This window comes from Blastopirellula marina, from assembly GCF_002967765.1.
Classification (GTDB): domain Bacteria; phylum Planctomycetota; class Planctomycetia; order Pirellulales; family Pirellulaceae; genus Bremerella; species Bremerella marina_A.
In genome coordinates, this window is the sequence record NZ_PUHY01000012.1 from 1,207,195 (window position 1) to 1,233,391 (window position 26,197).

Below are 26,197 nucleotides of genomic sequence, written 5' to 3' on the forward strand. Positions count from 1 at the left end.
GTGAGTGGATTCGGAGAGGGAGGTTCCATTTTGGTTCGGTCCGCAGTCAGATGCAACTATCCCCCGAGGGAACTACCCGGCGGTCGAACGCCGCCGAGGAAAGCCAATCGGGACGGTCTGCGCTGGCAAACGTCGGCCGGCGTGCAAAGCTCGCGTCATTTCCATCTGTTCTTCCGGCGGAACGGCATGATGGAAGCTGATTTCGCCTCCTCGTTTTGTCGCAATCAGCTGGCCGTTTTGCCACACGAGCGTATTCGTATGAATGGCCGGGATCTTCGCATCATCGGTCATTACGCCAGCCAAATTCATTGGGTCGTTTCCACTGACGGCGACCCAGGGATCGTCCGGTTTGGCTTCGCGAAGTTTTCTTAATGCGTAGATCGCTTGCTCGGTGCCGTACTGTTCTCCGCCGGCGTTCTTCACGAAGCGACCGCCACGCAGTTCACCCCGGCGCTCCATTCGCCGCAGCATTGGGACCAGTTGTGCCCACGAAGGGGCCGCCGTTTCGCGATGGAGTAAATCTCGGAAAAGTACTCCGTACCTTTGCACCAGCTGTTGGCACCATCGATGCAGGTAATCTTCCGGTGTGACTTCCTCGACAATTCCTGGGAAAAGGGACCATCGGCCCGCCCGCGCGGTGGCATTGGACTTACGTCGACTGCGTGATTTCTTCGCGTGACTATCGTCAACGATTCTTCTTACCGCTGAGAAGCTATCGCATGTCACCAGGCCAAGCGCTGCGAGTTCACGCAGAGCTTCATCCAAATGGGTTGGTAGCAACTTCGTTAACACGCGGATGTCTTGATGGAACAACGCACCTCGCGATTGCAACGCTTCCAGTACATCACGTGCGTTTCCTCTTGCCAATGCTTCCGCAGATTGGCGGACATCTGGAATCAGCCATCCCAAGTTATCTCGCAGCACAATTGCCATCGGAACGCTCCGCCGGAGCGATGCCATGCTCGGGCCTTCTTCTGCGTCCCCTTGCGGAGGACGAAGGCGTCCCCAAATCATTTCCCCTGAGGTCAACTGATTGTCCAGCCAATCGGGATCGTAATCGTCCATGCGAGCCGCAAGCAGGTTACGCTCCCAGCTACCAGCCGACGCCTCGAACCCTTGTAACAGCCCGATTACAGCCGAAAGTCCGCGTGCTCCGGATGACTTCGTTTCACGCTGCAGATTTTGATGGCGTACCAGAAAACGGAGAAAGACATCGCGCTCGACCGGCTGGATTTGTTGCCGTAAGCCGTTCACCGTCAAGCGATGAATGCGTGCCAATAGCCGGCGATCACACCACTGCAGATCTCCTTCATGTTTCGAGCCCTGTGTCGAATATTGCCCACGCAGGATAACTCCTTCCGCTTCGACCGCTTCGCAGGCCGCCATGACACTGGAAGGTTTCATGCCCCAAGTCTGGGCGAGTTCCTCTGTCGAGAACGGACCGAGGCACGGGGCAACACTACGGATGAGTTCCACCCACGCCTGGTGCGTTTCCAGTTCTTTCGCGACTCCTTCGGGGACGGTGACCGGTGGCGAGGCAGTTCCTCCAGGCAAGGCGGCCATCACAATCGGAAGTTTCTCCGTGGCGGTCCAAAGTGGTTCGTGTCCTTCCCGGAGATAGCTGGTTGCTCGTCCGGTTTTGACCAGTCGGTCGAACAGACTCTTCCATTCCTGACCTTGAGAGGCCGGTAGCACGAGCATTGAGCTAAGCACGTCGTGAAGTTCATCAACATCGCGTGCCGTTGGCCAGGCTTCTCGGCGAACAGTCGCTATCGCGTCCGGGGAAAGTTGTCCCAACTCTTTCATCTCGCCCGGGGCTAAGGTGCGGCGCGTCGTCACAGCTCGGGTGCGACGATCTTCGAGACCGGCAGGGTCGAGGAACGAGTAGGGATTTGCGTTGATTCGTTCGTGTGCGAACGGCGACGGCTCGCGCGTTTGACGGGCAATGAATTGGACTTCGCCCGCCTCAACCTTGCGGAGCAGATCCTTCCAACGTTCGACGTCCATCCCTTCAGTCAAACAATCATGCAGCGTCTGTTGAACGAGCGGATGGTCGGGATACTTGATATCTTCGGCGTGGTTTTCCAGGCAGCCGACTTGATCGGGAAACGCGGCCGCGAGAAGGTCGTCCGAGCGGAAGCGGACCATGTGCGGCGGGACCTTCTTGCCGCCCATGTACCGAAGGATCGCCAGCGACCTCGTTGCGTTCCAACGCCAGCGAATCTGGAACATGGGAAATGCCAATAGTGCTTGCTCGAGCAGCGACTGGCCGTTTTCCGAGTTCAGCATCTTAAACATATCTTCCAGTGGAAAACTATGTTGGGGTCCCAAGGAAAGGACGATGCCGTCGTCGTCGGCGCTGGCCTGAAGTTCAAAGTCGAACGAACGACAGAATCGTTTGCGAAATGCCAACCCCCAAGCACGATTAATCCGAGTTCCGAGCGGCGCATGAACAACCAGCTGCATGCTACCAGCTTCATCAAAGAAGCGTTCAAAGACGATCTTTGTTTGCGTTGGTACCAATCCCATGGACGCGTACTGAGCGGCTACGTACCGGACCGCTTGTAGAGCAGCCCAAGCCGAGGCGTGACATTCTTTTTGAACCCAGAGGATGGTTTCGACATCGACCTGGTCTTGGGAAGATTCCAACAGGCCTTCGTTCTGGGAAGGGACGGTCAGCGTCTCGCGAGAAGGATCTTCTGCGGCGGCAACAATGCGATCGGCGATTTCCTCACGCAAATCGGCGACTTCTTTGGAAAGTTCAATCGTGCGCCCCGGGGATTCGCCAAACCAGAACGGGACACTGGGTGGTTGCCCTTGGGCATCCTGGACGACGACGTCGCTTCCTCGAATGCCCGCGACACGCCACGAGGTATTACCAAGCAGGAAGACATCGCCTGCTTTGCTATCGACGGCGAAGTGTTCGTCGACCGAGCCGACAACTTGCTTTTCAGGGTCGGTGATTACCCGATAAATGGGCATGTCGGGGATGGCCCCGCCAGAGGTCGTCGCGCTAATGCGAGCCCCTCGACGTGGACGTAACTTACCGTTGATTCGGTCGCGATGAATATGGGCACCCGTTTTGATGGAACGGGTCACTCCTTCGTTGACCATCTCCAGGACATCTTGGTATTTCTGGTAGGAAAGATCGCGGTAGGGCCAGGCTTTCCGAATGCGTTCGAACAGCACTGCTTCGTCTTGTTCCTCAGCGGAGACCTCGGCCACGATTTGCTGTGCCAGGATGTCGAGCGGAGCGACTGGGATTTCAATGCGATCGAGAATGCCTTTCTCAACGCTACGCATCAGCGCCAAGCATTCGATTAGTTCATCCCGAGTGAGTGGGAACAGTCGACCCTTCGGTGTGCCGGTGAGTGAGTGCCCTGATCGGCCAACTCGCTGTAGGAAGTTTGCAATGCTGCGTGCCGAACCGATCTGAACAACCAAATCGATATAGCCAATATCGATCCCCATCTCTAAGGAAGCGGTCGCGACGATGGCCTTCAGCTTACCTTCTTTGAGACGCTGTTCGGCCGAGTGGCGAATTTCTTTCGAGAGGCTACCATGATGGCTGGTGATTACATCTTCACCTAGAACTTCCGTTAAGCGATGGGCAACCCGTTCAGCCATGCGACGGGTGTTCACGAACACGAGCGTGCTGTGATGTGACTGGATCATTTCGACCAGCTGATCGTAGACTTCGCCCCACTGCTCATTAGAGCAAACGGCTTCGAGCGCGGACGGGGGAACAACGACTTCCAGGTCTAACTGGCGGCGGTGACCCCCGTCAACGATCGCACAGTCAGGCACGTTGTTCTCGTCGACTCGCTCGGCGCCAACCAGGAAGCAAGCGATTTCTTCAATCGGCTTCTGTGTGGCCGACAAACCGATCCGCGTTGGAGGTTCGGCGGTGACCGATTCCAAGCGTTCGAGTGTCAGTGTCAGGTGCGAACCTCGTTTATCGCGAGCCAACGCGTGAATTTCGTCGATGATCACCGTGTCGACATTCGTGAGCGTTTTCCGGCTCCGCTCGGCCGTCAGCATCAAATAAAGCGATTCCGGCGTCGTCACCAAGATATGGGGAGGACGGCGCGTCATCGCTTGCCGCTGCGACGAAGGTGTATCTCCAGTCCGGACGGCGGTGCGAATCTGAGGGGGCAGCATTCCCATCGACTCGGCCATCTCGCAGATCTCCATCAGCGGAACATCAAGGTTGCGATGGATATCATTGCTGAGGGCTTTCAGCGGCGAGACGTAAACCACGTACGTCGTGTCATGCAGCTTGCCGGCCAGCCAGCGACGGAAGAGGCGGTCGATACAAACCATGAATGCCGCGAGCGTCTTACCCGATCCGGTCGGGGCGGCAATCAATGTGCATCGCCCCTGGGCAATAGAGGGCCAGCCGGCGTTTTGGGCGTCGGTCGGCTTACCAAACCGCTTTTCAAACCAGGCTTGGACTACGGGATGAAAGAGTTTTAGCGACATCCCGAGAATTATACCGCACTGTACGGATGTGCATAGGGAAAAGCGGTCGCGAGAAGTTACGGAAGCTTCTCAATCTCGATATTTCGCAGGGCGGCCCCCGTATACCAGGTACCAATGCCTAGGGGCTTCGAGGTGTCTTGTTCGATCCAGATATCGAGCCGGCGACCTTCCGGGTTCAAGTGAATGATCTTCTCGTCATCAACCCAGACACGAATCGCCTTCGGTTCGACACGCACGCGGATCTTGTACCACTTGTTATTCTCGAATTCTGTATAGCCCGTGGTATCGTTTTCGACCGCAGCCATGCCGTCGACATTCGACAAACCGGTTACGCCGCCTCCCCAGCCACCGACGATCAAGGTCTGATGCGTGTCCCCCACGGGAAAGGTGAGGCCACAGAAGAAGTCCGAGCCTTCAACTCGTTTCGCTTCGACGCGGACTTCGTAATTCATTTTGGGAGGCTGGCTGGCCAGGACGATCCCTGTGGCGGGGTCTCCTTTGGCTAGGAGAATTTCGCCTTCCTTAACGGACACTTCGCCGTGGTCCTCGTAGTAACCCTTTTCATTGATCTTCCAGCCTTTAAGCGTCTTGCCATCGAACAGCTTGGTAATCTTCCCTTCCGCCTTGGTGGCTTCCGGTTTTTCCTCAGCATGAAGCAGGGAGACTGGAAGTAAGAACAGGCAAGTCAGGAAGAGGGCGGGACGAAGCATGGGAAGACCTCGGGAGTAAAAGGTTAGATACCCTCCGATTCTCGCATGCGAGGCAAGCAATGGCAACGGTTGTCTAAGCCTGGGCTGCGGTTAGCTGAGGCGCTTCTTCGGTGTATTTGTGTACCATTTCGAGCAGTGTCTGTCGCGAGATCGGTTTGGTGTAATAGTCATCGCAACCCACATCCAAACAGCGTTGGCGATCACCGGTCAGTGCGTGCGCGGTTACCGCGATAATCGGCTTGTGAAAACGCCGGGCACGCAGCGTACTTGTCGCTTCGTAACCGTCCATGACCGGCATATGCATGTCCATGAGAATGACATCGACGTTTGGGTCGCGATCCTCTTGTGACTCGTGATCTTCTGGGCGGTTGGCGTCGATCCAGTCGACCGCGATCTTACCGTTTTCTGCCACAACCACTGTGGCGCCTGCTTTCTGCAAAAATGCTTTCATCAACCGCTGATTATCGACACCATCTTCCACGAGTAGAACACGTCGCCCGTCCAAGCAGGGAAACTCCGATTTCTTATCGATCTTGCACGAGTTGGGCTCGCTAACCGGCGGAGATGTTGGGATTTGAACCGGGACACGCAGTGTGAAACGCGAGCCGATCTCAACTTCACTTTCGACGGAGAGGCTGCCACCTAGAATCTCGGCGTTTCGCTTGCAAATGGACAATCCTAGTCCACTTCCCGCATGGCTACGTGAGGTCGAGTTGTCTCCCTGCGAGAACGGCGCGAAGATCAATTCGTGTCGATCAGCCGGGATCCCAATGCCGGTGTCGACCACGAGAAACTCAAGCGTTGGCGTAGGCTGAGCATCGTAGTGGACTCCAATACTGACCTCGCCTTGGTGGGTGAACTTGATTGCATTCTCGATCAGTCGAGACAAGATCTGCCGAATTCGCGTTGCGTCGGCCAAGAGCACCGGCGGGATCTCCGGTTCGACTTCAATGCCGAATTCCAGTCCCTCAGTCATGGCCTTGATGTGATAGACTTCGACGGCACTGCGCAGCAACTCGTCGATGGATGTCCTGGTGAGATTCGGTTCAGGCGTTGTCGATTCAATACACGAAAGCTCAAGAATGTCTTCCAGCAATCGCATCAATTGCGAGCTGTTTTCCTGAATCGATTGAATTGCATCGCAGGCGGCTTGATTGGGCGTGAAATCATTGAGCATCTCGGCGAACCCCATCACGGCCGTCAGGGGAGTTCGCAGGTTGTGGCTCATGTTGGTTAGGAATTCGTTCTTGGCTCGGTTGGCCGCTTGAGCCCGCTGATTGGCTTGGGCGAGTTGCAGTTCTGCTTCTTTCTTTTCCGTAATGTCAACGGCCGCGCCCAAGATTCGCGGACGGTTGAGTTCTTCACGACCGAGCTGTCCACTCAGCGCGTACCATCGATATTGGTCTCCCTGATGGCGAATACGGCATTCGTATCGGAAGTGTCCGGTGCTGTTCTCGAACTGATTCTGTACTGCTGCGATCAAGCCTGGACGATCGCTGGGATGGATCATCTCCAGCCACTGCTCGGCATTGGCTGGAAGTTCCGCCAACGTGAGCTTGAGCATCTGTTGGAAGTGGCGCGACAGATAAACGAAGTTAAGGACCTTGTCCCACCACCAAAGGCCAACGTTCCCCTCGACGACCGCCATGCGATACCAATGCTCGCGAACGCGATAGTTACGGCAGGTATGTGCCTGTTCGATTAGCGTACGGAGTTTTTCTTCAATTTCGGGCGTATCAAACTCTTTCCACTCTAAGACGTAACGCGAATGCTCGCCTTCCGATTGACTTCCCACATGAATATTGAGGCAGTCTTCAAACACCGCTGGCACGATTTCATTTTGAGCGGCGATGCGATCTGCCATCTCGCGTTCTTCTAGTCCCCAAATGCAGAGGGCAGGGCGTACTTTCGCTGCCTCGGCGCATTCATCAGGTCCGACGACCAGGATATTCTCACGATCTATGCCACAAGCGATAAGCCGAGATACGATACGCTGCGACGCTGCGATACTGGTAATGATCGCAACGCTGAAGTTCTCAAGTTCCATTATCGATTTGCCCCCGCGGCCAACGAAAGGTCGCGAATCAATATGCTTGTTTTTAGATGGCATATAGAGGGGTTAACGATCCCCCTCTTAGCGATCTTGCCGAATCCTAGTTCAGGATCGGCGCGCGAGCGTTAGTTCCATACCTGCGAGGGGATTCTCTGAGGTTATCCGCAGGGAAAAGCTAGGTGGGAAATCGCGATATTGCCGGTTCTTCGGGCGAATCGGTCACACCAGCGTTATGCGCGAAGCAGTTCTTCGCGGTACCGCGCCATAACGTCAGCCCGCACCAGCAGGCCGATCAGCACACGCTTGCCACCTGTGGCGATCTCGACGGGAAGGGTGTCGACGTCGCGAGAACCAAAGTCGCGCAGCGCTTCCAAGAGGTTTTCGTCTGGCGAGACCGCGATGGGGGACACCATAGCGATATCGTGGGCGTTCACCAGATAGGGCGAGATATCCGTGTCGAGAACGCGGTGTAAGTCTTCCGGGCGAATGATCCCGTGTAGACTGCCATCTTCGTTCATGACTGGCAGGCTTTCGATGTGCGGATTCTCGCGCGCGATCTTGATGATCTGCATCAAGTTGTCGGTGTACTTCACCGTGGGGAACTTGCGAATCATCACCTCACGAACGGCTACGTTCTCGATGTGATGCAGATCGTGGCTTCGCGCGATCGATTCGCCTCGGCGGGAAAGCTTCTTCTCATAGATGCTTTCGGGATCGACCCAACGGGCGACCAGTCCAGCGATACCGGCGGCGGCCATGATGGGCAGAATAATGCGGTAATCATCGGTCAGTTCGTATACCACTACGATGGCACTGAGCGTCCCGTGCGTGGTTCCGGCGACCACGGCGCCCATACCAACAAGCGCGTACGCGCCAGGGTGATCGCACCACTCTGGAACGATCAAGTTCAGCACGAGCCCAATGACTGCGCCGGTGGTTGCTCCGATAAATAAGCTAGGCGCAAAGATACCACCCGAGCCGCCACCAGCCAGACAGGCACTCGTCAGAAATGGCTTCACGATTACCAGGGGCAACAACCAGATCAGGTGCTTCCACATGCCATCGCGAGTCAGGCGAATGTTCTCGTCACGCGTGTCTTGCTCCCCTTCGGCTGTGTCGGTCAGCTTCTGGGCGTTCTCTAGATGCAGGGTATGGCTGATTGCGGCGTAACCCGTTCCATACAACACCGGAATTGGATGGCTACGTTCGACATCTTGTTGGGCCGCCGCTGATTGCTCGGGGGCCTGGGGATACATGACGTAATAGCCGGTGCCGATTAACCCAAGTAGCAAGCCGCACGCGATCGAACGAACCCAATGCTTGGGGATGTAGTATTCCGATTGATCTTCAAACCAATACAGCAGCTTGGTAAAGCCAACCGCCATCAAGCCGCAGATAAGCCCCAGGACGATGTACGAGGGAAGCTCGTGGTAAGCACCGTCGAAGTTGTGTTCGATATGCGGAAATTCTGGAGCGAAACCATGGTCGCCCTGGTTCTGCTGAACGACGTTAGCCAGCACGGCGGCGATCACGATCGCCGAAAGGCTTTCCACTGCGAAATTACCGAGAATAATTTCGCTCGCGAAAATCACCCCGGCGATGGGGGCATGGAAAGTGGCCGAGATCCCCGCCGCGGCACCGGCGGCTGCCAGCACTTTCATGTTTCGGGCCGAGAGCTGGAAGATCTGTCCCGCTGAGCTACCGAACGCTGCTCCGATTTGAACAACGGGTCCTTCGCGACCGATTGAACTACCCGTTCCGATACAAAGACCGCTGGCGAGTAGCTTTACGATTGCCACCGGCGGACGGATCACGCCGTCTTTACGAGCAATCGCTTTCACCACTTCCGGCACACCGTGTCCTACCGCTTCTGGGTAGTAGGTGCGGGTATACCACGAGACGATCATCAGTCCCACAACCGGAACGACAATTAAGCCAACAAGCCCCAGAATGCCCCAAGAGTTGTGACGGGCAAATTCCATGCAGGGCCGCAGCGTCCAATTCTCGATCGTATGAATCATGATCGAGAGAAATATCGAGCTGTAGCCAGCCAGTACTCCGACCAGTCCGGCAAGAAAGATGGTTAGTGGCTGCGCAGGGATGGTCCCCCGCTTTAAATTCAGGGCCAGCCAGTCTTGAACTGGCGACATCCACCCACGAACCCGTGACCAACCCATAACACCCGGTCGGGAAAAGCTCCGGTCTGGTGCCCGGAGAACAATCTAATTGGCAATGAAAGCGATTTAGAGTATCAGGGATTCGGACTGGGTTAAAGGGTGGACAGTTCGTTGAGGGTCGTTTGACAAGTGTCGTTGTGCGATTTTGAGGCAGTCAGCGTAGATGTTAGCCGAAATCGTAAACCGTTTTAGAATTTCGATTTGCCATAAATATTGACTTAAGCAGAGGTTCAGTCTCTTCCCGCGTTCCGTTAATCAATCTGCAGTCGACGCGAGGCGAACGTACCGTGGCTAGGTGCTCCGAAGCGACTGCGGCTTGCCATTTCGATTTTGCTCATTGTTAGTCATCGGGCTATGCAAGATTTCTATGTCCGTATGTAAACCATTTCACCGAATCAGATGGCAAAACTCGGAATGATTCACCGCACCACGTGTGAACTTTTTGATCTAGAGAAACGGAATGATTGGCAAAGTGACGACGACCATCCATCTGGCAGCGGTTTTGAGTTTGGGAATTATCGGGATGGCCAGCCAAGTATCGGCACAAGAAACACCCGGTGCTCCCGATGGTTACCCGCCAGGTCCGCTGGGTGAAGTGGTCCGTTTAGGAGAAGCGATCGTTTACGACACCAGCGAGCACCCTCTCTCGAAAGCGTATGTCGGAAATAAGCTGAACTGTACTTCGTGTCACTTAGAGGGAGGGACTGATCCTCAGGCAGGTTCCTTCCTGGGAACTGCTTCTGCCTATCCCGCCTGGTCGCCACGCGAGAAGCGGGCGATCACGCTAGAGGATCGTGTCTTGAATTGTTTCATGCGCAGCCAGAACGGAACACGTCCGCCCGTTGGAAGTGAAGTATCGGTCGCCATCACCACTTATATCACTTGGCTGTCCTCCGGTAGCAAGATCCAAATGAATCATGAGAAGTCACTCGGTCCCCGTCACATTCGCGAGTTGAAAGTCGATTGGAAACAGGCGAGTGCAGAACGAGGCAAGTTGCTCTATAAAACGCATTGCCTGGACTGCCATGGTCAGGATGGCGAAGGTACCGCTGATGGTCCACCCGTGTGGGGCAATGATTCTTATAACGACGGAGCAGGCCTGAGCCGCGTCGATAAGTTAGGTTCCTGGCTGAAGGTGGCCATGCCGCTTGGCGATCCGATTTTGACCGATCAAGAGTCGGCCGATATCGCCGCCTATGTGAACAGCCACGAGCGCCCCCATTTCAAGCTGGAAGAGCACTTACCCAAGCCGGAACGCTTGGGCGAATACAATGGCCAGCGTTAGACCCGTTTAGCTGAGAAACAATTTGTAAACCGGATTGTCGGTTTCTTCGACAAATGGATAGTCAATGCTCTCGCTGAAATCTTGCAAAGCAGTCGTGGCATCGCTGGGGATCTGCAGGCCTATCAAAATCCGTCCGTAGTCCGATCCTTGGCTTCGATAATGGAACAGACTGATATTCCAATCCGTTGGCATCGCGGAAAGGAAACGCATCAATGCGCCGGGGCGTTCAGGGAATACGAATCGGTAGAGACGCTCGCCGGCAGCCAGCTTGCTATGTCCTCCCACCAAGTGCCTCACATGCAACTTGGAGAGCTCGTCATCGGTTAAGTTGATCGTGTCGAATCCTTGCAAGCGAAGTTCGTCTGCGATTTTGTTCGCTTCTTCCCGATTGCTGACTGCCAAGCCAACGAAGACGTGGGCCTTCGCGGAATCGGAGATACGATAGTTGAATTCTGTAACCGCTCGCGCTCCGATAAGCTCGCACAAGCGTTTAAAGCTGCCTCGCTGCTCAGGAATAGTCACGGCGAAGAGCGCTTCCCGATCTTCACCTACCTCGGCCCGCTCGGCCACGAAACGCAAGCGATCGAAATTCATGTTCGCTCCGCAGGTAATTGCGACGAGCGTTTCCTCTTCCAGCTTATGCTTGGCGGCATATTGTTTGAGGCCTGCCACGCTGAGGGCACCGGCCGGTTCCAGGATGCTACGCGTGTCTTCAAACACGTCTTTGATTGCCGCACAAACAGCATCGGTATCGACGACGACAAAGTCATCGACCAAAGCTTTCGTGATGCGGAACGTCTCTTCGCCTACTTGTTTCACCGCGGTACCATCGGAGAATAGTCCCACGTCTCGCAGTTGGACACGCTCCCCTTGCTTAACACTTTGGACCATCGCGTCCGAGTCGGTGGTTTGTACACCGATTACTTTGATCTTCGGACGTACCGCTTTGATATAAGCAGCAACTCCGGAGATCATGCCCCCCCCGCCGATCGCCACGAAGATCGCATGAATTGGCTTTTGATGTTGCCGTAAAATCTCCATGGCAATCGTCCCTTGCCCCGCGATCACGTCGGGATCATCAAAGGGGTGGACGAAGGTCAGCTCGTTCGCGGTGCTCAGCTGAACCGCATGCTGGTAGGCATCGGTGTAGCTTTCGCCATGCAGGACGACCGTACCACCGAACGATCTTACTGCGTCGATTTTCAGCTTTGGTGTCGTCTTCGGCATGACGATCGTGGCCTGACAACCGAGGTAGCTGGCCGCCAGTGCGACGCCTTGGGCGTGGTTGCCGGCTGAGGCACAAATGACACCCCGCTCAAGCTGCTCTGGCATGAGCTGGGCCATCTTGTTGTAGGCACCACGTAGCTTGAAGCTGAAGACCTTCTGGCTATCCTCGCGTTTCAGCCAGACGTCATTCTTCAAGCGAGCCGAAAGCTTCTCGGCTCGTTCTAGTGCCGATTCGTGAGCGACTTCGTAGACCTGGGCATTGAGGATCTTTTGCAGATAGTCGAACAGGCCCAAGTGAGTGCCATCGCCGACAAGGCCTCGGATCGAAGGGGAGTTAAGACGCGGGTTGGGTTTGGGTGCTTCGTTCATCATTCCATTGGAAGCGAAGAGGGCCCGATGGTCCAGTCGTCACAATCGTTACTTTGCTTGCAGCGAGATCGTAATCGATGTGGTTTCCTGCAAGCGATATCGTTTTAGCCCTCGTCACAAGACCTGTTATTTGATTGTGTCACAGAATTGCTCTTAGAGATGGGGCTAGTGGAGCCTTTTCGGCTAATGGCGGACGCAAGTCATTACAACAATGCTTAACAAGATTTTTCATACACCTGAACTGCGAAAGCAAGTCGCGAACTTGACGACCTGTTGGTGCATGGGCGTGATGAAAAGTCCTTTGGCATGCTCTCTCAATCCAACTCGTGCTCTGGGCGAGTTTGCTCGCGGACCAAAGGTAGTAGGGTACGTACGAAACGTACTTAGCTGATTCGGTCGCTCGTCGTTTGGCGACGCCGTTATGGTTTGATTCTTTCGCGTGCTCAAACTCCGAAGCCCCCATTCGTGTTGGATAGATGACGGCTCCTATGCAAATCCTGATTGCCGATGATAGCGCCTTGGTGCGCGCAATGCTGAAGGACACGCTTGAAGAAGCGGGGTACGACGTGATTGCCTGCGAAGATGGCATCCAGGCTTGGGAAGCGATCACACGCGGTGAGTCACGCCTGGCGGTGCTGGATTGGATGATGCCTGGCTTAAGTGGCATCGATATCTGTCGTCGGATGCGAGAGGAACGCGTGGCAAACTGGGTGTACGCGATCTTGCTGACCTCAAAGGATAAGCCCGACGACATTCTGCATGCGTTTCAGGCAGGAGCAAGCGATCATGTTTGCAAACCGTTTCGCGAAGCCGAATTACTCGCCCGAATCAAAGTTGGCGAGAAGATGATCAACCTGCAAATGGAGCTCACTCAATCGCAGAAACTTGAATCGGTCGGACAACTCGCAGCCGGAATTGCGCACGAAATCAATACACCAACGCAGTATGTCAGCGACAACACTCGCTTCCTGAAGGATGCCTTTCAAGACATCAAATGCGTCCTGCAAAAGTTCAACACATTGTTGGATGCCGCGCGGAAAGGACCGGTCGACGAGAAGATCATCGCAGGCCTGGAAGAGGCGATTCAGCAAGCGGATATTGATTACCTGTGCGAAGAGATTCCACTTGCGATCGATCAGTCGTTGAGCGGGGTGGAGCAAGTTGCCAAGATCGTCCGCGCGATGAAAGAGTTCTCGCATCCTGGGGTTTCGACCAAGTCGCGGATCAATCTCAAGGATGCGGTGGAAACGACGATATCTGTGGCCCGCAACGAGTGGAAATACGTCGCCCATATGGTGACCGAATTTGATGAAACACTGGAAGAAGTCTCCTGCTTGCCAGGCGAGTTGAACCAAGTCCTGTTGAACTTGATCGTGAACGCCTCGCACGCGATAGAAGACACGCTCGACAAAGAATCGGGCGAACGTGGAACGATTACGATCGGAACAAGACGAAACGGACGCCATGCTGAGATCTTTGTGAAGGATACTGGAACGGGTATTCCCGAATCGGCACGTCGACGGATTTTCGACCCCTTCTTCACGACCAAATCAGTCGGGAGAGGAACCGGCCAAGGGCTGGCGATCTCTTACGCAGTTGTCGTGGAGAAGCATGGAGGCGAGATCGACTTCGTCACGGAGGAAGGAAAGGGGACTACCTTTTTTATTCGCCTACCTCTAGCGTGCGAGGTGGCCGCGTGATGTCCGCTATGAAAATCAAGCCACGGTTCGGCTATCGCACTGCCTCCATACCGGTAGTAAGTTTCGTAGATGCCGCTTAGTCGGTAGTTGCGATCGGTATGTTTTCGCGCTTTGCCTTAGCGCGACTCGTTCATGTCTTCTTTCGGTTTTCAAGATTCATTCTTTTCAATACTTATCGTCGTCGTTCGTGCTCTTCTACACGGGCGGCGGAGGTTGAGGATCACATGACCAAGATATTATTTGTTGATGATCAGGATAATGTGTTATCAGCGCTGCGTAGAATGCTGCATGGACGGCGCGACCGATGGGATATGGATTTTGCCAGCGGTGGAGAGGAAGCAATTCAGAAGCTTGAGCAAAAGCCATTTGATGTGGTTGTGACCGACATGCGAATGCCAGGGATCGATGGCGCGGAGCTTCTCAGTCGCGCTCGCGACCGGTGGCCTTCGATCGTGCGCATTGTTCTCTCGGGGCAGTCCGAACCAGATCGTATTTTGCGTTCGATGGCGACCACACACATTTACCTTACCAAGCCATGTGATGCGTTGCGTCTGACAACGGTTGTCTCGCAATCAAGCGTGTTGAGGAATCGGCTGCCCGATGCAGGCATCAAACGGATTGTCTCGCAGATGGGAGCCGCTCCCTGCCAGGCTCCGGTCTACGAACAACTGTTGCATGAACTTTCGGATCCTTATCCTAGCATTGAACGTTTAGGCAGTCTGATCGCCAGCGATATTGGAATGACTGCGAAGATACTCCAGTTGGTGAGCTCATCATTCTTCGGTCAGCCTCAGCGTGTGAGTACGCCAGAACAGGCAGCTTCTTTATTAGGCGTGAACCTGTTGCGTGAGCTTGTCTTATCCGCAGGTATTTTTCAGCCAGTTGATTTTGCCGATATCGAGGGATTCTCCCTGGAGGAACTCAATCGTCATAGTCGCGAAGTTGCCGAGTGCGCGCGAATGATCGCCGAACTCGAAACCTCCGATCAACGAACAATCGATGATGCTTGGCTGGCCGGAATGCTGCACGATATCGGCAAGATCGTGCTCGCGAGTTCCATGCCCGGTTCCTACCAGGAAGCAGTCCGGCTTGCGCAGTTGGAAGGCAAAAGCTTGTGGGCAGCCGAGCGAGAAGTGTTTGGGACCAGTCACGCGGAGGTTGGCAGTTATCTCTTGAGTTTGTGGGGATTGCCTTCTCCGATTTGTGAGGCAGTCGGTTCTTTCCGATCACATCGGACTTACGAATCGGATGGGAACTTCATGCCGGTGACTGCCGTGCATGTTGCTAACGTGCTGCGCCGTAAAAATGTGCTCCCGAAGTGCATCACCAATCCGATCTCGCCTCCTCATTTTGATGGTTAGAGTGGGCAGCGTTCGTTCGTATATGTCTTTCTCGAACAGCCTCGAAGGACCCAACGATGATTAAACGTGTTCTCCTCGTCGATGACGAACCTAACATCTTGAACGGTTACAAGCGGCACCTGCGAAAACAGTTTGATGTGGAAGTTGCCGACGGAGGAGCACAGGCGATCAAACGTCTGGAAAATGACGAAGCTTACGCTGTGGTGGTTTCCGATATGCAGATGCCGGATGTGAGCGGAGTTCAAGTGTTGGCGCACGCCGCGAAAGTCCATCCTGATACGGTTCGTGTGATGCTGACTGGCAATGCCGATCAAAACACGGCAATTGTCGCGGTGAATGAGGGGCGAATCTTTCACTTTCTCAATAAGCCTTGCCAGCCAGAGCAGCTTGCTAAGACACTCGATGCTGGCTTACGACAATATCAACTGCTTCGGGCTGAACACAATCTACTTTCCAAAACCTTGGGCGGCAGCGTGAGCTTGATGACAGAAGTCTTGTCGTTGGTTAATCCAACGGCATTCGGCAGCTCGTCTCGTATTCGTCATTTGACACGCCAGATATGCTCGCGACTCTCGATCGCCAACGCTTGGGAAGTGGAAGTCGCCGCAATGCTATCGAAGATTGGCTGCGTTTCGGTTCCTCAAGAGACACTCGAGAAATGGTACGGTGCGAAGCCGCTAACGGCAGAAGAGCAGAAAATGGTCGATACGCACCCGCTTGTTGGGGCGAACTTGGTTCGAAAGATTCCACGTCTCAAGGGAGTGGCTCGAATCATTGAACTGCAGAATTGTCGTATGGATAAACCCGTTCCAAAAGGGGACGGCCCTGCCGAGGAGATCCCACTCGGTGCGCGAGTCCTGAAAGTGCTGGTCGACTACGATGCGTTGATTTCGAGCAGTTCGGCCACTCAGACGATGGACGTGATCGCCAATCAACGTAAAACGTGGTACGACCCGAAAGTGATCGATGCTTTGCGGGTGGTCTTGCAAGAAAGCGAGGTCATCAAGTCGCTGACAATTGCCGAGCTGAAACTCGGGATGATCTTTGATCAGGATGTGAAGACAAATGATGGTGGCATTCTGGTTACCAAAGGTCAAGAAGTGAACCAGTCGATCATTGAACGCCTGCAGAACTTTCAACGAACTCAGGGTGTTCAGCAACCGATTTCTGTGCGAGAGCTTATCTGCGAACCGGCGAAGGACCCGGTTGCAACTGCGTAGCGTCTCCCTCAGGGCGGCCCTAGTGGCAAGGGAATTTGGCCCGTGGAGTTCGTATGTTGGCGTTCCCAATTCAGCAGCCACTTCTTCCGCCACAAGCCGCCAGCGTAACCACATAAGTGGCCATCGCTACGTACGACGCGATGGCACGGAACAACAATGGCGAAACGGTTATCGCCGTTCGCGCGACCGACGGCTCGCGCAGCGGTCGGGTTTTTCAGTCGTTCGGCAAGTTGCCGATAGGAAGCCGTTTGACCATAGGGAATAGCCAGAAGGTGTTGCCAAACCGCGGTTTGAAAGCTTGTGCCGTCCATTCGCAAAGTAAGAGTGAAACTAGTTCGCTCGCCCTGAAAGTACTGCTGAATTTGTCGAGCAGTTTGGTTCAATATTTCGTGCGATCCGACGAGGATCGGCTGCTGGAACAGTCTGCTTATTCGTTGAAACTGTTTGGCCAGCATCTTCCGATCGGCGAATTCAAGCAAGCAAAGCCCCGAGTCGCCTCCCGCAGCCAGCATCGGTCCCAAGGGCGTCAAGATACGGGTGGTGAATATTGGTTCGGTTTGCTTCGCACTTGTCGGAGTTTCCCCGACCCATTTTCGCAAGCTATCTCGAAATCCACTTAGCGATTCGAAGCCACTTCCAAACGCCGTAGATGTCACGTCTTCCCCGGAACGGAGACGATCAACTGCCAGCCCGATCCGTTGAGTGCGGAGATAGGCATGGAATGTCATCTGATACTGCTCTTGAAACCAGCGCCGAACACGCGTCGGTGAGAGTCCGAGCAATTCAAGATCGCCGTTCGTCCAGCGGCGATTGGGATCATCCTTGATCCTTTGGAACAAATCGTTCAACCACACAGGCGTTGCTCCTGAGAGTTCAAGCGGATGGCAGCGACGACATGCCCGATAACCCGCCGCTTGTGCTTCGGCGGAAGTGGCAAAGAATTCGACGTTCTCACGTTTGGGCGTTTTTGCTTTGCAGCCAGGGCGGCAGAAGATGCCGGTCGTCTTTACCGCCACAAAGAAGACGCCCTCCATACGGGCATCGCGCTGGACGATTGCCTTGTACATTTGGGCCTCGGTCGGGAGAGTCATTATCGCGTTCATGCCATCAATTTACGAACGCGATAACTTCTTGACGACCGGAAACGAAACAAGTAATTCGGAATCAAGTTCGTCAGTTTAGAATCGTATTGGTTTGAGCGACCAACTGCGAGATCTCTTCCGGAGAAAGGTCACCACGAATTGGCTCGTTGACCTTGATCCCTTCCTTGTTCCACATCATGACTTGAATCTTCGCATCGGGCGACAGGCTGTAACCAGCCGGTCCTTCTGGGTCATGGTAGACGGTCAGCGGCGTGTTACGGATTTCCTGAGAAGCTTGAATGCGTTTCAGTTCAGGTTCGACCTTAGCCGTATCTTTCTCAAGAACCACCATGAAAGCCGAGAGTTTTTTGTCGATATTCTTTTCAACCTGGTGATCAATTTGCTGAACCAAGCTGGAGACTGAGTCATTGACTTCCCGCGTGAAGATCACCACGGTGGGGCGGCCGCTGTATCGGCAGCGATAGCATAGTGATTCCCCAGCTGCTGGTCCGGTCACGTCTTCCACCTCAAACGCACCTGGTTGCTCTCCCAAATGTCTAGTTACGACATGGGATAACGTGGGATTCGGCAGATCAGAGTTGTTGTCCGCTTTGCCGAGGTCGGGAGTGGATGCGTTCGTGCACCCCAGAGAAATTGCCGCACACAACGAAAACAAGAATGGGAGTTGCTGAGGTCGCATGGGATACCTCCAAATCAGATACCGAACTGGCTACAGGATTAGGCCCTGTTCATCATGAACGAGGCTGAAGTGCCAGGCGGGTGGTTGGTCGGCAACACTCCTTCGTGCCGCACACTTCAGCCTGCATTATAACCTCGTCTGCGGTATTGCTAGTTCTTGCCAGCACGGTCTGCGGGCGATTTCTTGCGGGACTGACATAATCGGCAAATTTTTGGTCATCTCCTGACGACACCTATTTCTAGGCGGATCTTATCGAGAGCTATGTGAATCATTGCTAGCAGTGTACAGGTGACCATGGGCGACGAAACAATCCAACTGTCTTCACAATTTGAGGCTTGGGCGAACCTCGTGCTGGCTTGGGTCGGCTTTGGAACACTTACCGGTTTACTGGCTAAGGCCATCATGCCAGGTAAAGACCCAGGCGGTCCAATTGCAACCATGGCCATGGGAATCGGCGGTTCGGTTATTGGATGTGGAACTCTCTCGTTATGCTTTGAAGGGTATCACGTCTCGCCACTGAGTCCGATGGGATTTGCCGTGGCAACTGGCGGTGCGTTTTTGATCCTGTTCTTCTATCGACTTCTCTCGGGCCAAGTGGTCGATGAAAGTCAGCCGCCGGCACCGCGCCGCATGCGTCTCTATTCGTCGCGTCGACGTAGCTCGCATCGTGAGCATGCTGATCACTACTAACTTTCAGCTGACGAACGCTTTGAGTTAAGCTTCCGACCGCGCGTAAAAAAAGCCGACTCAAATTTTGAGTCGGCTTCCAAGAGAGAGAGTGACTTGGTTGTGCGCTGGGTCACGTCGGCTATCTCAAGGGGCAACGTTACGTCGTAACGCTGTGATTGGGTTAACGCGCGAACTCGCGTTAGATGGCGGACGAACCGGTTTCGGCGGTGCGAATACGGATGACGTCGGTCAGCTCGGAAATGAAAATCTTTCCGTCACCGATCTGCCCCGACTGGGCTTTCTGGATGATCGTGTCGACGATTTCTTGGCACTGTTCGTCGGTGCAAACGATTTCGACTTTGATTTTGGGAACAAAATCGATCGAGTATTCAGCACCGCGATAGGTTTCCGTCTGTCCCTTTTGTCGTCCAAATCCCTGGACTTCGGTTGCGGTCATGCCACCAAACCCTTTGGTCACGAGGGCTTCCTTGATTTCGTCCAACTTGTGGTGGCGGACGACGGCTTCGATCTTCTTCATTAATGCATACTCCAACAAACTGACGTGACGTATTTGGACAGGTTCGTAACTGGTGCTCTACTGCAGCGGAGTCATGCACCAAACAAGCGGAGAGCGAGTGCATGATGCGTCAACGACCTTTCATGTCCGTTGTCCCGCATCGTTTGCAACCGTTATGCCAATCGGAGGATTGAAGGACTGCTGCTATTTGTAACTGTCTATTATTTAGTCGGTTACGTCAAACGAACTTTTCCGGGAAGTTCTCTTGCAGAGGATCTCGTGCGTGACAAATCAGCAGAAATTGCGGCAAGTGCTTAAGATGCTGACAGGAAAAACTTTTGGTTTCTCGAGATCAGCGCAAAAAAATAGCCGAGGTTAAGGAGGCAAAACCTCCTCAACCTCGACTACCGTTCGTGGCAGCCCCACTGCACACGAACAACACCCCATCATGCTTCCACACTGTACGGAGAAATGGTTGCCCATTTGAATGTTCGATTGGGAAAGCGAGGACTCTCATCTGGTGGCGTCCGGGAGTCGCTGAAACTTGTTGGTCGCTAAGAGCGGTGCCTTGTTTCGCGTCTCCTTCGCTTTCGCCCTACATTAGATGCATTCGGTGTGCCAATTGCGCTGTGGGTTGATAAATCGCGACAAAAAGGGTTGATTTCCCGGTTTTTGGGCACTTTCTTGCCTGTAGATTTTTAATAGGCCCCTGATCGACATGCCGCGAACTGCCTAAAATAATCGCAGGTGCTGCCTCCTAAGGCAGGGGCTCCCATCCTAGTGAGTGGATGGCAGCGGCAAGGTGAGCGGAACGATCTGATCGACGAAGAAGACGCTCGTCAAAACGTTTGTTTCCAGCAGCTTGATTGCGGCATCCAAGACCGTAGAAACCGCATTATTCGGGTTAGAACGTTTATCACTCCCGATGACCGACAACTTTCGCAACGATCGAGAACTTCATGACACTTGATTGGTCAGAGATTTACGCTTCCGGACTCAGCTACAATGACTATCTCGCCAGATATGGCAACGAAAATCAGCAGCAACGTTGGGCAGTCAAACGGAATACCCTTTCGCTAAGCGATGCCCAGAAAGAGCTGCTGAGTCGTTTTACTCGCAAAATGCACGTTCTCTGCATGGCTGGGGCTTGGTGCGGTGACTGCGTGGACCAGTGCCCGATGTTTGCGCTATTGGAAGAAGAGTCGCCGAACATCGAAGTTCGCTTCGTGGATCGAGACGATTGTGACGAGGCTTTCAAAGAACTGGTCAAAGTTTGCGGTGGTAACCGAGTTCCGGTTACGGTGTTCCTGACCGAGGACTTTCAACAGACCGGTTTCTACGGCGATCGTACCCTGGCCAAGTACCGTCAGCTTATCGAAAATGTGACCGGCGCCGCCTGCAGCACGGGCATCTCGCTGGGAACGGAAGGCCAAATGGACCCATTGACCACAAGTGTCCTCGCTGAATGGATCGATCAATTTGAAAGAAATCAATGGATCCTGAGGACGTCGGCCCGTCTCCGTGAGAAGCACGGAGACTAAAATAGTCTGATCCTCGCCGCTTGAATTATGTTGAGTTGCCCAAGAGAAGAACGTTGAACAAACCGCCTACCCTGACCCCAGAAGAGCTGATCGACGACTTCGAGTTCATGGAAACCAAGGAAGAGCGTCTGAAGCTAATTGTCGAGCTTGGACGCGAACTTCCCGAGTTTCCGGAAGAACTGCGCCGTGATGAGTTCAAAGTGCAAGGCTGTCAAAGCCAAGTTTGGCTCGTACCGCAAATCGTCGAAGAAGATGGATCGAAACGAATCATCTTCCAGGCCGACAGCGATGCCCACATTGTGAAAGGGTTAGTCGGGATTTTGGTGATGCTTCTCTCTGGCAAAACACCTCAAGAGATACTTGATTTCGATCTGCGGGGCTTGTTTGATCGGCTCAAGTTGGAGAAGCACTTGGTGCCGGCACGCTCGAATGGACTGCATTCGATGGTCCGCCGCATTGGCGAAATCGCATCGCTCTCGAAGTAGCGTTACGTCTGATCGGCTGTCTCGGCCCAGACGCCCAAACTGTCGGGGGGAACATGCGATTCCCACCAAGCTTTGGCTTCCGCGGTAGTCCAAGGAAAATCGACAAGCATGGCCTCGACTTCCAGCAGGATCTCTTCCGCGGATTGGGGACGCTGGGCAGGGTCTTTGGAAAGACATCGCGTGAGCAGATCTTGAAGTTGGTCGGGAATCACTCGATCCGCTGCCTCATGGACCGAAGGTACTGGCTGGGTCACGATTTGCACCAGCACGTCCACGGCACTATTAGCCAAATGAATCGTGCGACCAGTAAGCATGAAAAAGACGGTCGCACCTAACGCATAAATATCGACGCACGGATCGGCTTGCGTCGGGTTCTTAACCCGTTCTGGCGGAATGTACATCGGGGTCCCGCTGATCTCCGTCGTTCCGGTCACGACGGTGGCGGCAGCGTCAGCCGATAAGTTTTTCACGAGTCCGAAGTCAAGCACCTTGGCTACATCGTACTCGCCCCCAACGCGACACAGCATGATGTTGAGCGGTTTGATGTCGCGGTGGATCAGGCCCATCGCATGGGCCTCGCGGAGGGATGCCGCTACTTGTCGCATGACGTACAAGACGCGCGGAACCGATTGCCAACCGTTCTGGCGAACTAATTCCTCTATCGTGACACCGTCCAAGTACTCCATTGCGTAATAAAAGACATCCTCAGGCGTCTTACCGTAGTCGTAGATCTCGACGGTATTGGGATGCTTCAGGCGACTGGACAGCTGCACTTCGCGTTCAAATCGTTTTGTGATTCCGGGGTCGGTTTTGTCAGGGCGGACCAGTTTTACGGCTGTCGGGCGTTTTAGCATTTGATGTCGAGCCAAGTAGACCTGTCCCATTCCGCCTTCCCCGATCTTCCGCAGAAGAACATACGATCCGACGACCATGTGCTCGCCGATTGTTCGACGCATGTAGACCATCGAGTTGGCTGCGTAGTACGTAATGCCGGCAAATGCCGCGATCAGGCCGAGCAATACATATTGCCCGATCGAGATATACGTGAACGGGCTAAACGCTTCATAGGCAGCCGTTTCGTAGGCCACACCAAAGCCGTAATCATCTAGCCACTGCCAGGCACCGACGACTTCGTGTCCGGTATATCCTTTGTACGGCTCTAGGATTACTCCGAAATCTAGATCTTCCGTTCGTCCGTCGCGTGCCATGTTGACCAGGCGCGTGACGTGTTCGTGCCCCCTTCGAGGTCCGCCCGGGTGAGTCGGCGTTTGGGATGGAGCAAGAGTGAGATTGGCCCGCGAAGGAGTGCCTTCTGGTAATACGTTGCGATGCCATAGATCTTCGGTGAATCGGCTCTCGGTCAGCATCGTTCCATTTTCATCGAAGGCATATGCCTCACCAGTAGCCCCGGTACGAATGTTCGTGAGAGCTCGCGTGAAGTTGCCAACCGAAAAATATCCCAGCCCTAGCATCGCGCGAGGGGATTCGCCTGGCTCTTGAATCGCCGTGTACGCCCATACATAGGTGGCGTTTTCACCAGAGGTCGATTCGTTCGGGCGAGACTTAGTACGCAACGGTGGTAGGAATCCAGTCTCACCGCGCATGATTTTTAGTGCGACTTTTCCATCTAACTCAGTCTCAATCGGCTTTCCAATTCTTTCTTCCTGATTACTGGCCAGGATAAAGCCAAACGTATCGGCGATGACGTACGCCCCTTCGTCATCTTCAGTAATTGATTGCGCGCGGAAACTTCCTTCAACTTCGCCAGGCTTATTCGGATCGTAGACATAGGTGGTGATTGGATCATTTGCCTGGATGAACCGTTTCGATTCGTCTTCCGTCTTGCTGAATTCCGGCAAGTGTTCTCTTAGGATTGCCAATTCTGGTTGAATATCGGCGACCGAATATTCTTCGTGGAGTTCCTTATGCTTCTTTAGCAAACTGTCGATCGCATCCACGATCTCGGGATCTCGCGCGACCAACTCGGCCTCGCTTTCACAAGAGTCAATCCACAGCGTTAGCGCTTGGACCTCGGCGGTTAACAACGCCTCGAATTCTTGTTGACGTAGCTTGTGCAACTCGTTCCACACCAAGTACCGCGAGCCTAAGCCAAGCAAGATAATTAGCAGCACGAAGACCGTGATCGCGATACTGCGATAAACTCGGGATGCCCAGATGTGAACGATGAAATTGGTGGCCGGTAGTAACCGATTGCGATAGCTGCGTGGGTGAAGCGAATGCTTGGAGGGAACGTCGGACGGAGCGTGGGTCAGCGTTGCTTCGGTTCCAGGAACCAGTGTCCCGCGCGGAATGGGGGCTAGTAGACGCTCAACACGTTCACGCAGAGCGACATCGGTTCCACAGGTATCTTCAAGAAACGCGTCTCGTTGCGCACCGGAACGGCGTCGAGCCTCGGCGGCAATTCGTTCAACGACTTTCGTATTCGGCTGCGTCATAGGGTCCAGAGACTTCGCGATGTCGGTTGCTTTTGGACTTATGGTAATGACATCGGCCTGTATGGGGGTAGGTTTCGCACCAAATTTTATCGGAACCAAGAACAATAAACGAAACAAAAAAGGCGGCTCCCATCGGGGAGCCGCCTTTCCGTATTCAGATTTCACGTTTTAAGCAGATCGCTTACTTGGCCACAGAAAACTTGTGAACCGTGGTTTCGTGGAATGTTTCGCCAGGTTCCAGAGTTGCCGATGGGAATCCCTCTTGATTCGGTGTGTCTGGGTAATGTTGGGTTTCCAGGCAGAACGCTTCGTGTTGGTTCAAGCCACCGTTGGCTTCGCTGCCGTCCAGAAAGTTACCACTGTAGAACTGAATTCCAGGCTGCGTGGTCCAGACCTCCATCACGCGACCCGAAGTCGGATCTTTGACGGTCGCGGCCAGGGCCAGATCGCCCGACTGGCTGGTAAGCACGTAGCAGTGATCGTATCCAACCGGATCGCCACCCGTTTCTTGAATGTCTTTGCCGATCGCCTTGAACGAAGTGAAATCCATCGGCGTTCCCTTAACTGTGGCAAGTTCACCAGTCGGGATCAATGTTTCATCAACCGGCAAATACTTGTCCGATTCAAGCTTCAGTTGATGATCGTAATTCTTACCACTCTTGGCACCGGCCAAGTTCCAGTAGTTGTGGTTGGTTAGGTTCAACACCGTCTTCGCGTCGGTCGTTGCGGTGTAATCCATCACCAACTCATTCTTCGGAGTCAGCGTATATTTGACGGTAACCTTCAAGTTACCTGGATAGCCTTCTTCGCCATCTTTGGCGGTATAATCGAACTGAACACCAACCGCTTCCGGGGTTTCAATCTTCTTCGAGGCCCAGACAACCTTATCAAAACCCTTGATCCCGCCGTGGAGGCTGTTGGGGCCGTTGTTGGTCGCCAGGGTGTACTGCTTCCCGTCGAGGGTGAACTTACCCTTAGCGATGCGATTCGCGTAACGACCCACTGTGGCGCCAAAATAAGGAGGCCCGGCCAGGTAGCCGTCCAGGTTGTCGAAACCAACGTTGATGTTTTCCGACTTGCCGTCTTTGTCTGGGGCCGACAGGCTCGTCATGATGGCGCCGTAGTTAATCAGCTCCATCTTGAGTCCGTTTCCGTTGTCAACGGTGTATTTGACAATCGTGGTTCCATCCGGCAGATCGCCGAACTCACTCGCTGTGACGCTCATGGGGGACTTTTTTCCTTTGGCTGCAGGCTCTTCGGCGGAAAGGCCGGAGGCACTAAAAACAATCGCCGCAAGGCACAGTGCGGCGGGGGTGAAGCAGCGTTTCATCATCGGAACTCCAAGCATTTGGGGCTAGTAGACTGACAACTTGTTCGGTCATCAAGGGATAAGCAAGAGTGACGTGCTTTGAGGTCTATTATCAAATCCCGTTTGACGGAAGTCTAGAGAATCATAGGTTTTAGCGAGCAAACCGTATCGGAATTCCGTACGTAGTACAGTTGTTTGAGATTGATTGCACAGCGACCTGAGAAATTTTGCCAAAAAAAATCGATAAGGCCTGCAAGATTTCCAGCGTGCCGGTAACTACCCCTTCAGATCAGGACGAAAGCCATCGAGCGTTCAGGAGAAAACGTGACACTTCAGCCCGCAGAACTGCTAAAGCAGCACGAGCGCTGGCTGAGGACTGCGCTGTACGCTCGGCTGCATAGTCCTGTGGAAGTGGATGATGTGATGCAGGAAACGGTCACCGCAGCGCTGGAAAACTGGCAGCAGATTAGGGACCCCAGCGCTGTGGGGCCGTGGCTATACAAGATCGCCATCCGTCAGGCCTTGTTGTATCGCCGTAAGCAGGGACGAATTCGGAAGTTACACGAAAACGTCCAGCGAAACGCACCACCCCCGAGCGAAAGTGGAACCAATCCACTGGACTGGCTTCTCGCCGAAGAACGTAACGAGATGGTTCGTCGAGCGATGAGCGAACTTCCCCGCCGGGATGCTGAGATTCTGCTGCTCAAATACACCGAGCAGTGGAGTTACCGGGACATCAGCAAGCGGCTGGGTGTCAGCGAGAGCGCTGTCGAGGCTCGGCTCCATCGAGCACGGGCTCGATTGCGAGAAAAACTGTTGGCCCGCGAAGTGATCTCGACGGGAACGTAAACGAA

General features: G+C 54.1%; 19 protein-coding genes. 8 read left to right on the plus strand and 11 right to left on the minus strand.

Features of this window, described 5'->3' with window-relative positions; genetic code table 11:
* Positions 1–72: 72 nt before the first annotated feature.
* From C5Y83_RS21475 to C5Y83_RS21490, 4 genes are all read right to left on the minus strand, one after another.
* Positions 73–4,482, minus strand: a complete 4,410-nt coding sequence (locus tag C5Y83_RS21475; protein WP_105331776.1) for a DEAD/DEAH box helicase — start codon at positions 4,480–4,482, stop codon at positions 73–75.
* Positions 4,483–4,538: 56 nt separating this feature from the next.
* Positions 4,539–5,192, minus strand: coding sequence for a DUF1080 domain-containing protein (locus C5Y83_RS21480; RefSeq protein WP_105331777.1), 654 nt, complete (start codon positions 5,190–5,192; stop codon positions 4,539–4,541).
* A 73-nt stretch (positions 5,193–5,265) separates the two neighbouring features.
* Complete coding sequence (locus tag C5Y83_RS21485; RefSeq protein WP_158262444.1) at positions 5,266–7,239, minus strand: hybrid sensor histidine kinase/response regulator; 1,974 nt, start codon at positions 7,237–7,239, stop codon at positions 5,266–5,268.
* Between the two features lie 236 nt (positions 7,240–7,475).
* Positions 7,476–9,395 (minus strand): chloride channel protein, encoded by a 1,920-nt coding sequence (locus C5Y83_RS21490; RefSeq protein WP_158262445.1) that lies wholly within the window; start codon positions 9,393–9,395, stop codon positions 7,476–7,478.
* A gap of 487 nt (positions 9,396–9,882) precedes the next feature.
* Between C5Y83_RS21490 and C5Y83_RS21495 the strand changes: the two genes are divergently transcribed.
* Positions 9,883–10,707, plus strand: coding sequence for a c-type cytochrome (locus C5Y83_RS21495; RefSeq protein ID WP_105331780.1), 825 nt, complete (start codon positions 9,883–9,885; stop codon positions 10,705–10,707).
* Positions 10,708–10,713: 6 nt separating this feature from the next.
* On the opposite strand, the gene ilvA is transcribed toward C5Y83_RS21495, so the two are convergent.
* On the minus strand, positions 10,714–12,306 hold the full coding sequence (gene ilvA / locus C5Y83_RS21500) for a threonine ammonia-lyase, biosynthetic (protein ID WP_105331781.1): 1,593 nt from the start codon (positions 12,304–12,306) through the stop codon (positions 10,714–10,716).
* Positions 12,307–12,791: 485 nt separating this feature from the next.
* On the opposite strand from ilvA, the gene C5Y83_RS21505 reads away from it, so the two are divergent.
* From C5Y83_RS21505 to C5Y83_RS21515, 3 genes are all read left to right on the plus strand, one after another.
* The gene (locus tag C5Y83_RS21505) at positions 12,792–14,003 is read left to right on the plus strand and encodes a sensor histidine kinase (RefSeq protein ID WP_158262446.1); all 1,212 of its coding nucleotides are present in this window, start codon (positions 12,792–12,794) and stop codon (positions 14,001–14,003) included.
* Positions 14,004–14,227: 224 nt separating this feature from the next.
* Entirely contained in the window at positions 14,228–15,364 is a 1,137-nt protein-coding gene (locus C5Y83_RS21510) for a response regulator (protein WP_158262447.1), read from the plus strand.
* Between the two features lie 56 nt (positions 15,365–15,420).
* A complete protein-coding gene (locus tag C5Y83_RS21515) occupies positions 15,421–16,584 on the plus strand; it encodes an HD domain-containing phosphohydrolase (protein ID WP_105331784.1) in 1,164 nt (387 codons plus the stop codon).
* Positions 16,585–16,592: 8 nt separating this feature from the next.
* Here C5Y83_RS21515 and C5Y83_RS21520 read toward each other — a convergent pair whose 3' ends face one another.
* Together C5Y83_RS21520 and C5Y83_RS21525 are read right to left on the minus strand one after the other, a co-directional pair.
* Positions 16,593–17,675, minus strand: a complete 1,083-nt coding sequence (locus tag C5Y83_RS21520; RefSeq protein WP_158262448.1) for a bifunctional transcriptional activator/DNA repair enzyme AdaA — start codon at positions 17,673–17,675, stop codon at positions 16,593–16,595.
* Between the two features lie 82 nt (positions 17,676–17,757).
* On the minus strand, positions 17,758–18,366 hold the full coding sequence (locus C5Y83_RS21525; RefSeq protein WP_105331786.1) for a hypothetical protein: 609 nt from the start codon (positions 18,364–18,366) through the stop codon (positions 17,758–17,760).
* A gap of 294 nt (positions 18,367–18,660) precedes the next feature.
* Here C5Y83_RS21525 and C5Y83_RS21530 point away from each other — a divergent pair, with 294 nt between their 5' ends.
* Positions 18,661–19,056, plus strand: a complete 396-nt coding sequence (locus C5Y83_RS21530; RefSeq protein WP_105331787.1) for a GlsB/YeaQ/YmgE family stress response membrane protein — start codon at positions 18,661–18,663, stop codon at positions 19,054–19,056.
* 178 nt (positions 19,057–19,234) lie between these two features.
* Here C5Y83_RS21530 and C5Y83_RS21535 read toward each other — a convergent pair whose 3' ends face one another.
* Together C5Y83_RS21535 and C5Y83_RS29475 are read right to left on the minus strand one after the other, a co-directional pair.
* On the minus strand, positions 19,235–19,573 hold the full coding sequence (locus tag C5Y83_RS21535) for a P-II family nitrogen regulator (protein WP_105331788.1): 339 nt from the start codon (positions 19,571–19,573) through the stop codon (positions 19,235–19,237).
* A 756-nt stretch (positions 19,574–20,329) separates the two neighbouring features.
* Positions 20,330–20,497 carry a hypothetical protein gene (locus C5Y83_RS29475; protein WP_158262449.1) on the minus strand — a complete coding sequence of 56 codons (168 nt, stop codon included), beginning with the start codon at positions 20,495–20,497 and terminating at the stop codon, positions 20,330–20,332.
* A gap of 14 nt (positions 20,498–20,511) precedes the next feature.
* On the opposite strand from C5Y83_RS29475, the gene C5Y83_RS21540 reads away from it, so the two are divergent.
* On the plus strand, positions 20,512–21,093 hold the full coding sequence (locus C5Y83_RS21540; RefSeq protein WP_105331789.1) for a thioredoxin family protein: 582 nt from the start codon (positions 20,512–20,514) through the stop codon (positions 21,091–21,093).
* A gap of 53 nt (positions 21,094–21,146) precedes the next feature.
* Positions 21,147–21,578, plus strand: coding sequence for a SufE family protein (locus tag C5Y83_RS21545; protein ID WP_199195090.1), 432 nt, complete (start codon positions 21,147–21,149; stop codon positions 21,576–21,578).
* Positions 21,579–21,580: 2 nt separating this feature from the next.
* Here the strand turns inward: C5Y83_RS21545 and C5Y83_RS21550 are convergent, their stop codons facing one another.
* Together C5Y83_RS21550 and C5Y83_RS21555 are read right to left on the minus strand one after the other, a co-directional pair.
* A complete protein-coding gene (locus C5Y83_RS21550; protein ID WP_105331790.1) occupies positions 21,581–24,034 on the minus strand; it encodes a protein kinase domain-containing protein in 2,454 nt (817 codons plus the stop codon).
* A 181-nt stretch (positions 24,035–24,215) separates the two neighbouring features.
* The gene (locus tag C5Y83_RS21555; protein WP_233207305.1) at positions 24,216–25,259 is read right to left on the minus strand and encodes an aldose epimerase family protein; all 1,044 of its coding nucleotides are present in this window, start codon (positions 25,257–25,259) and stop codon (positions 24,216–24,218) included.
* A gap of 408 nt (positions 25,260–25,667) precedes the next feature.
* Here C5Y83_RS21555 and C5Y83_RS21560 point away from each other — a divergent pair, with 408 nt between their 5' ends.
* Positions 25,668–26,192 (plus strand): RNA polymerase sigma factor, encoded by a 525-nt coding sequence (locus C5Y83_RS21560; protein ID WP_105331791.1) that lies wholly within the window; start codon positions 25,668–25,670, stop codon positions 26,190–26,192.
* Positions 26,193–26,197 lie beyond the last annotated feature (5 nt).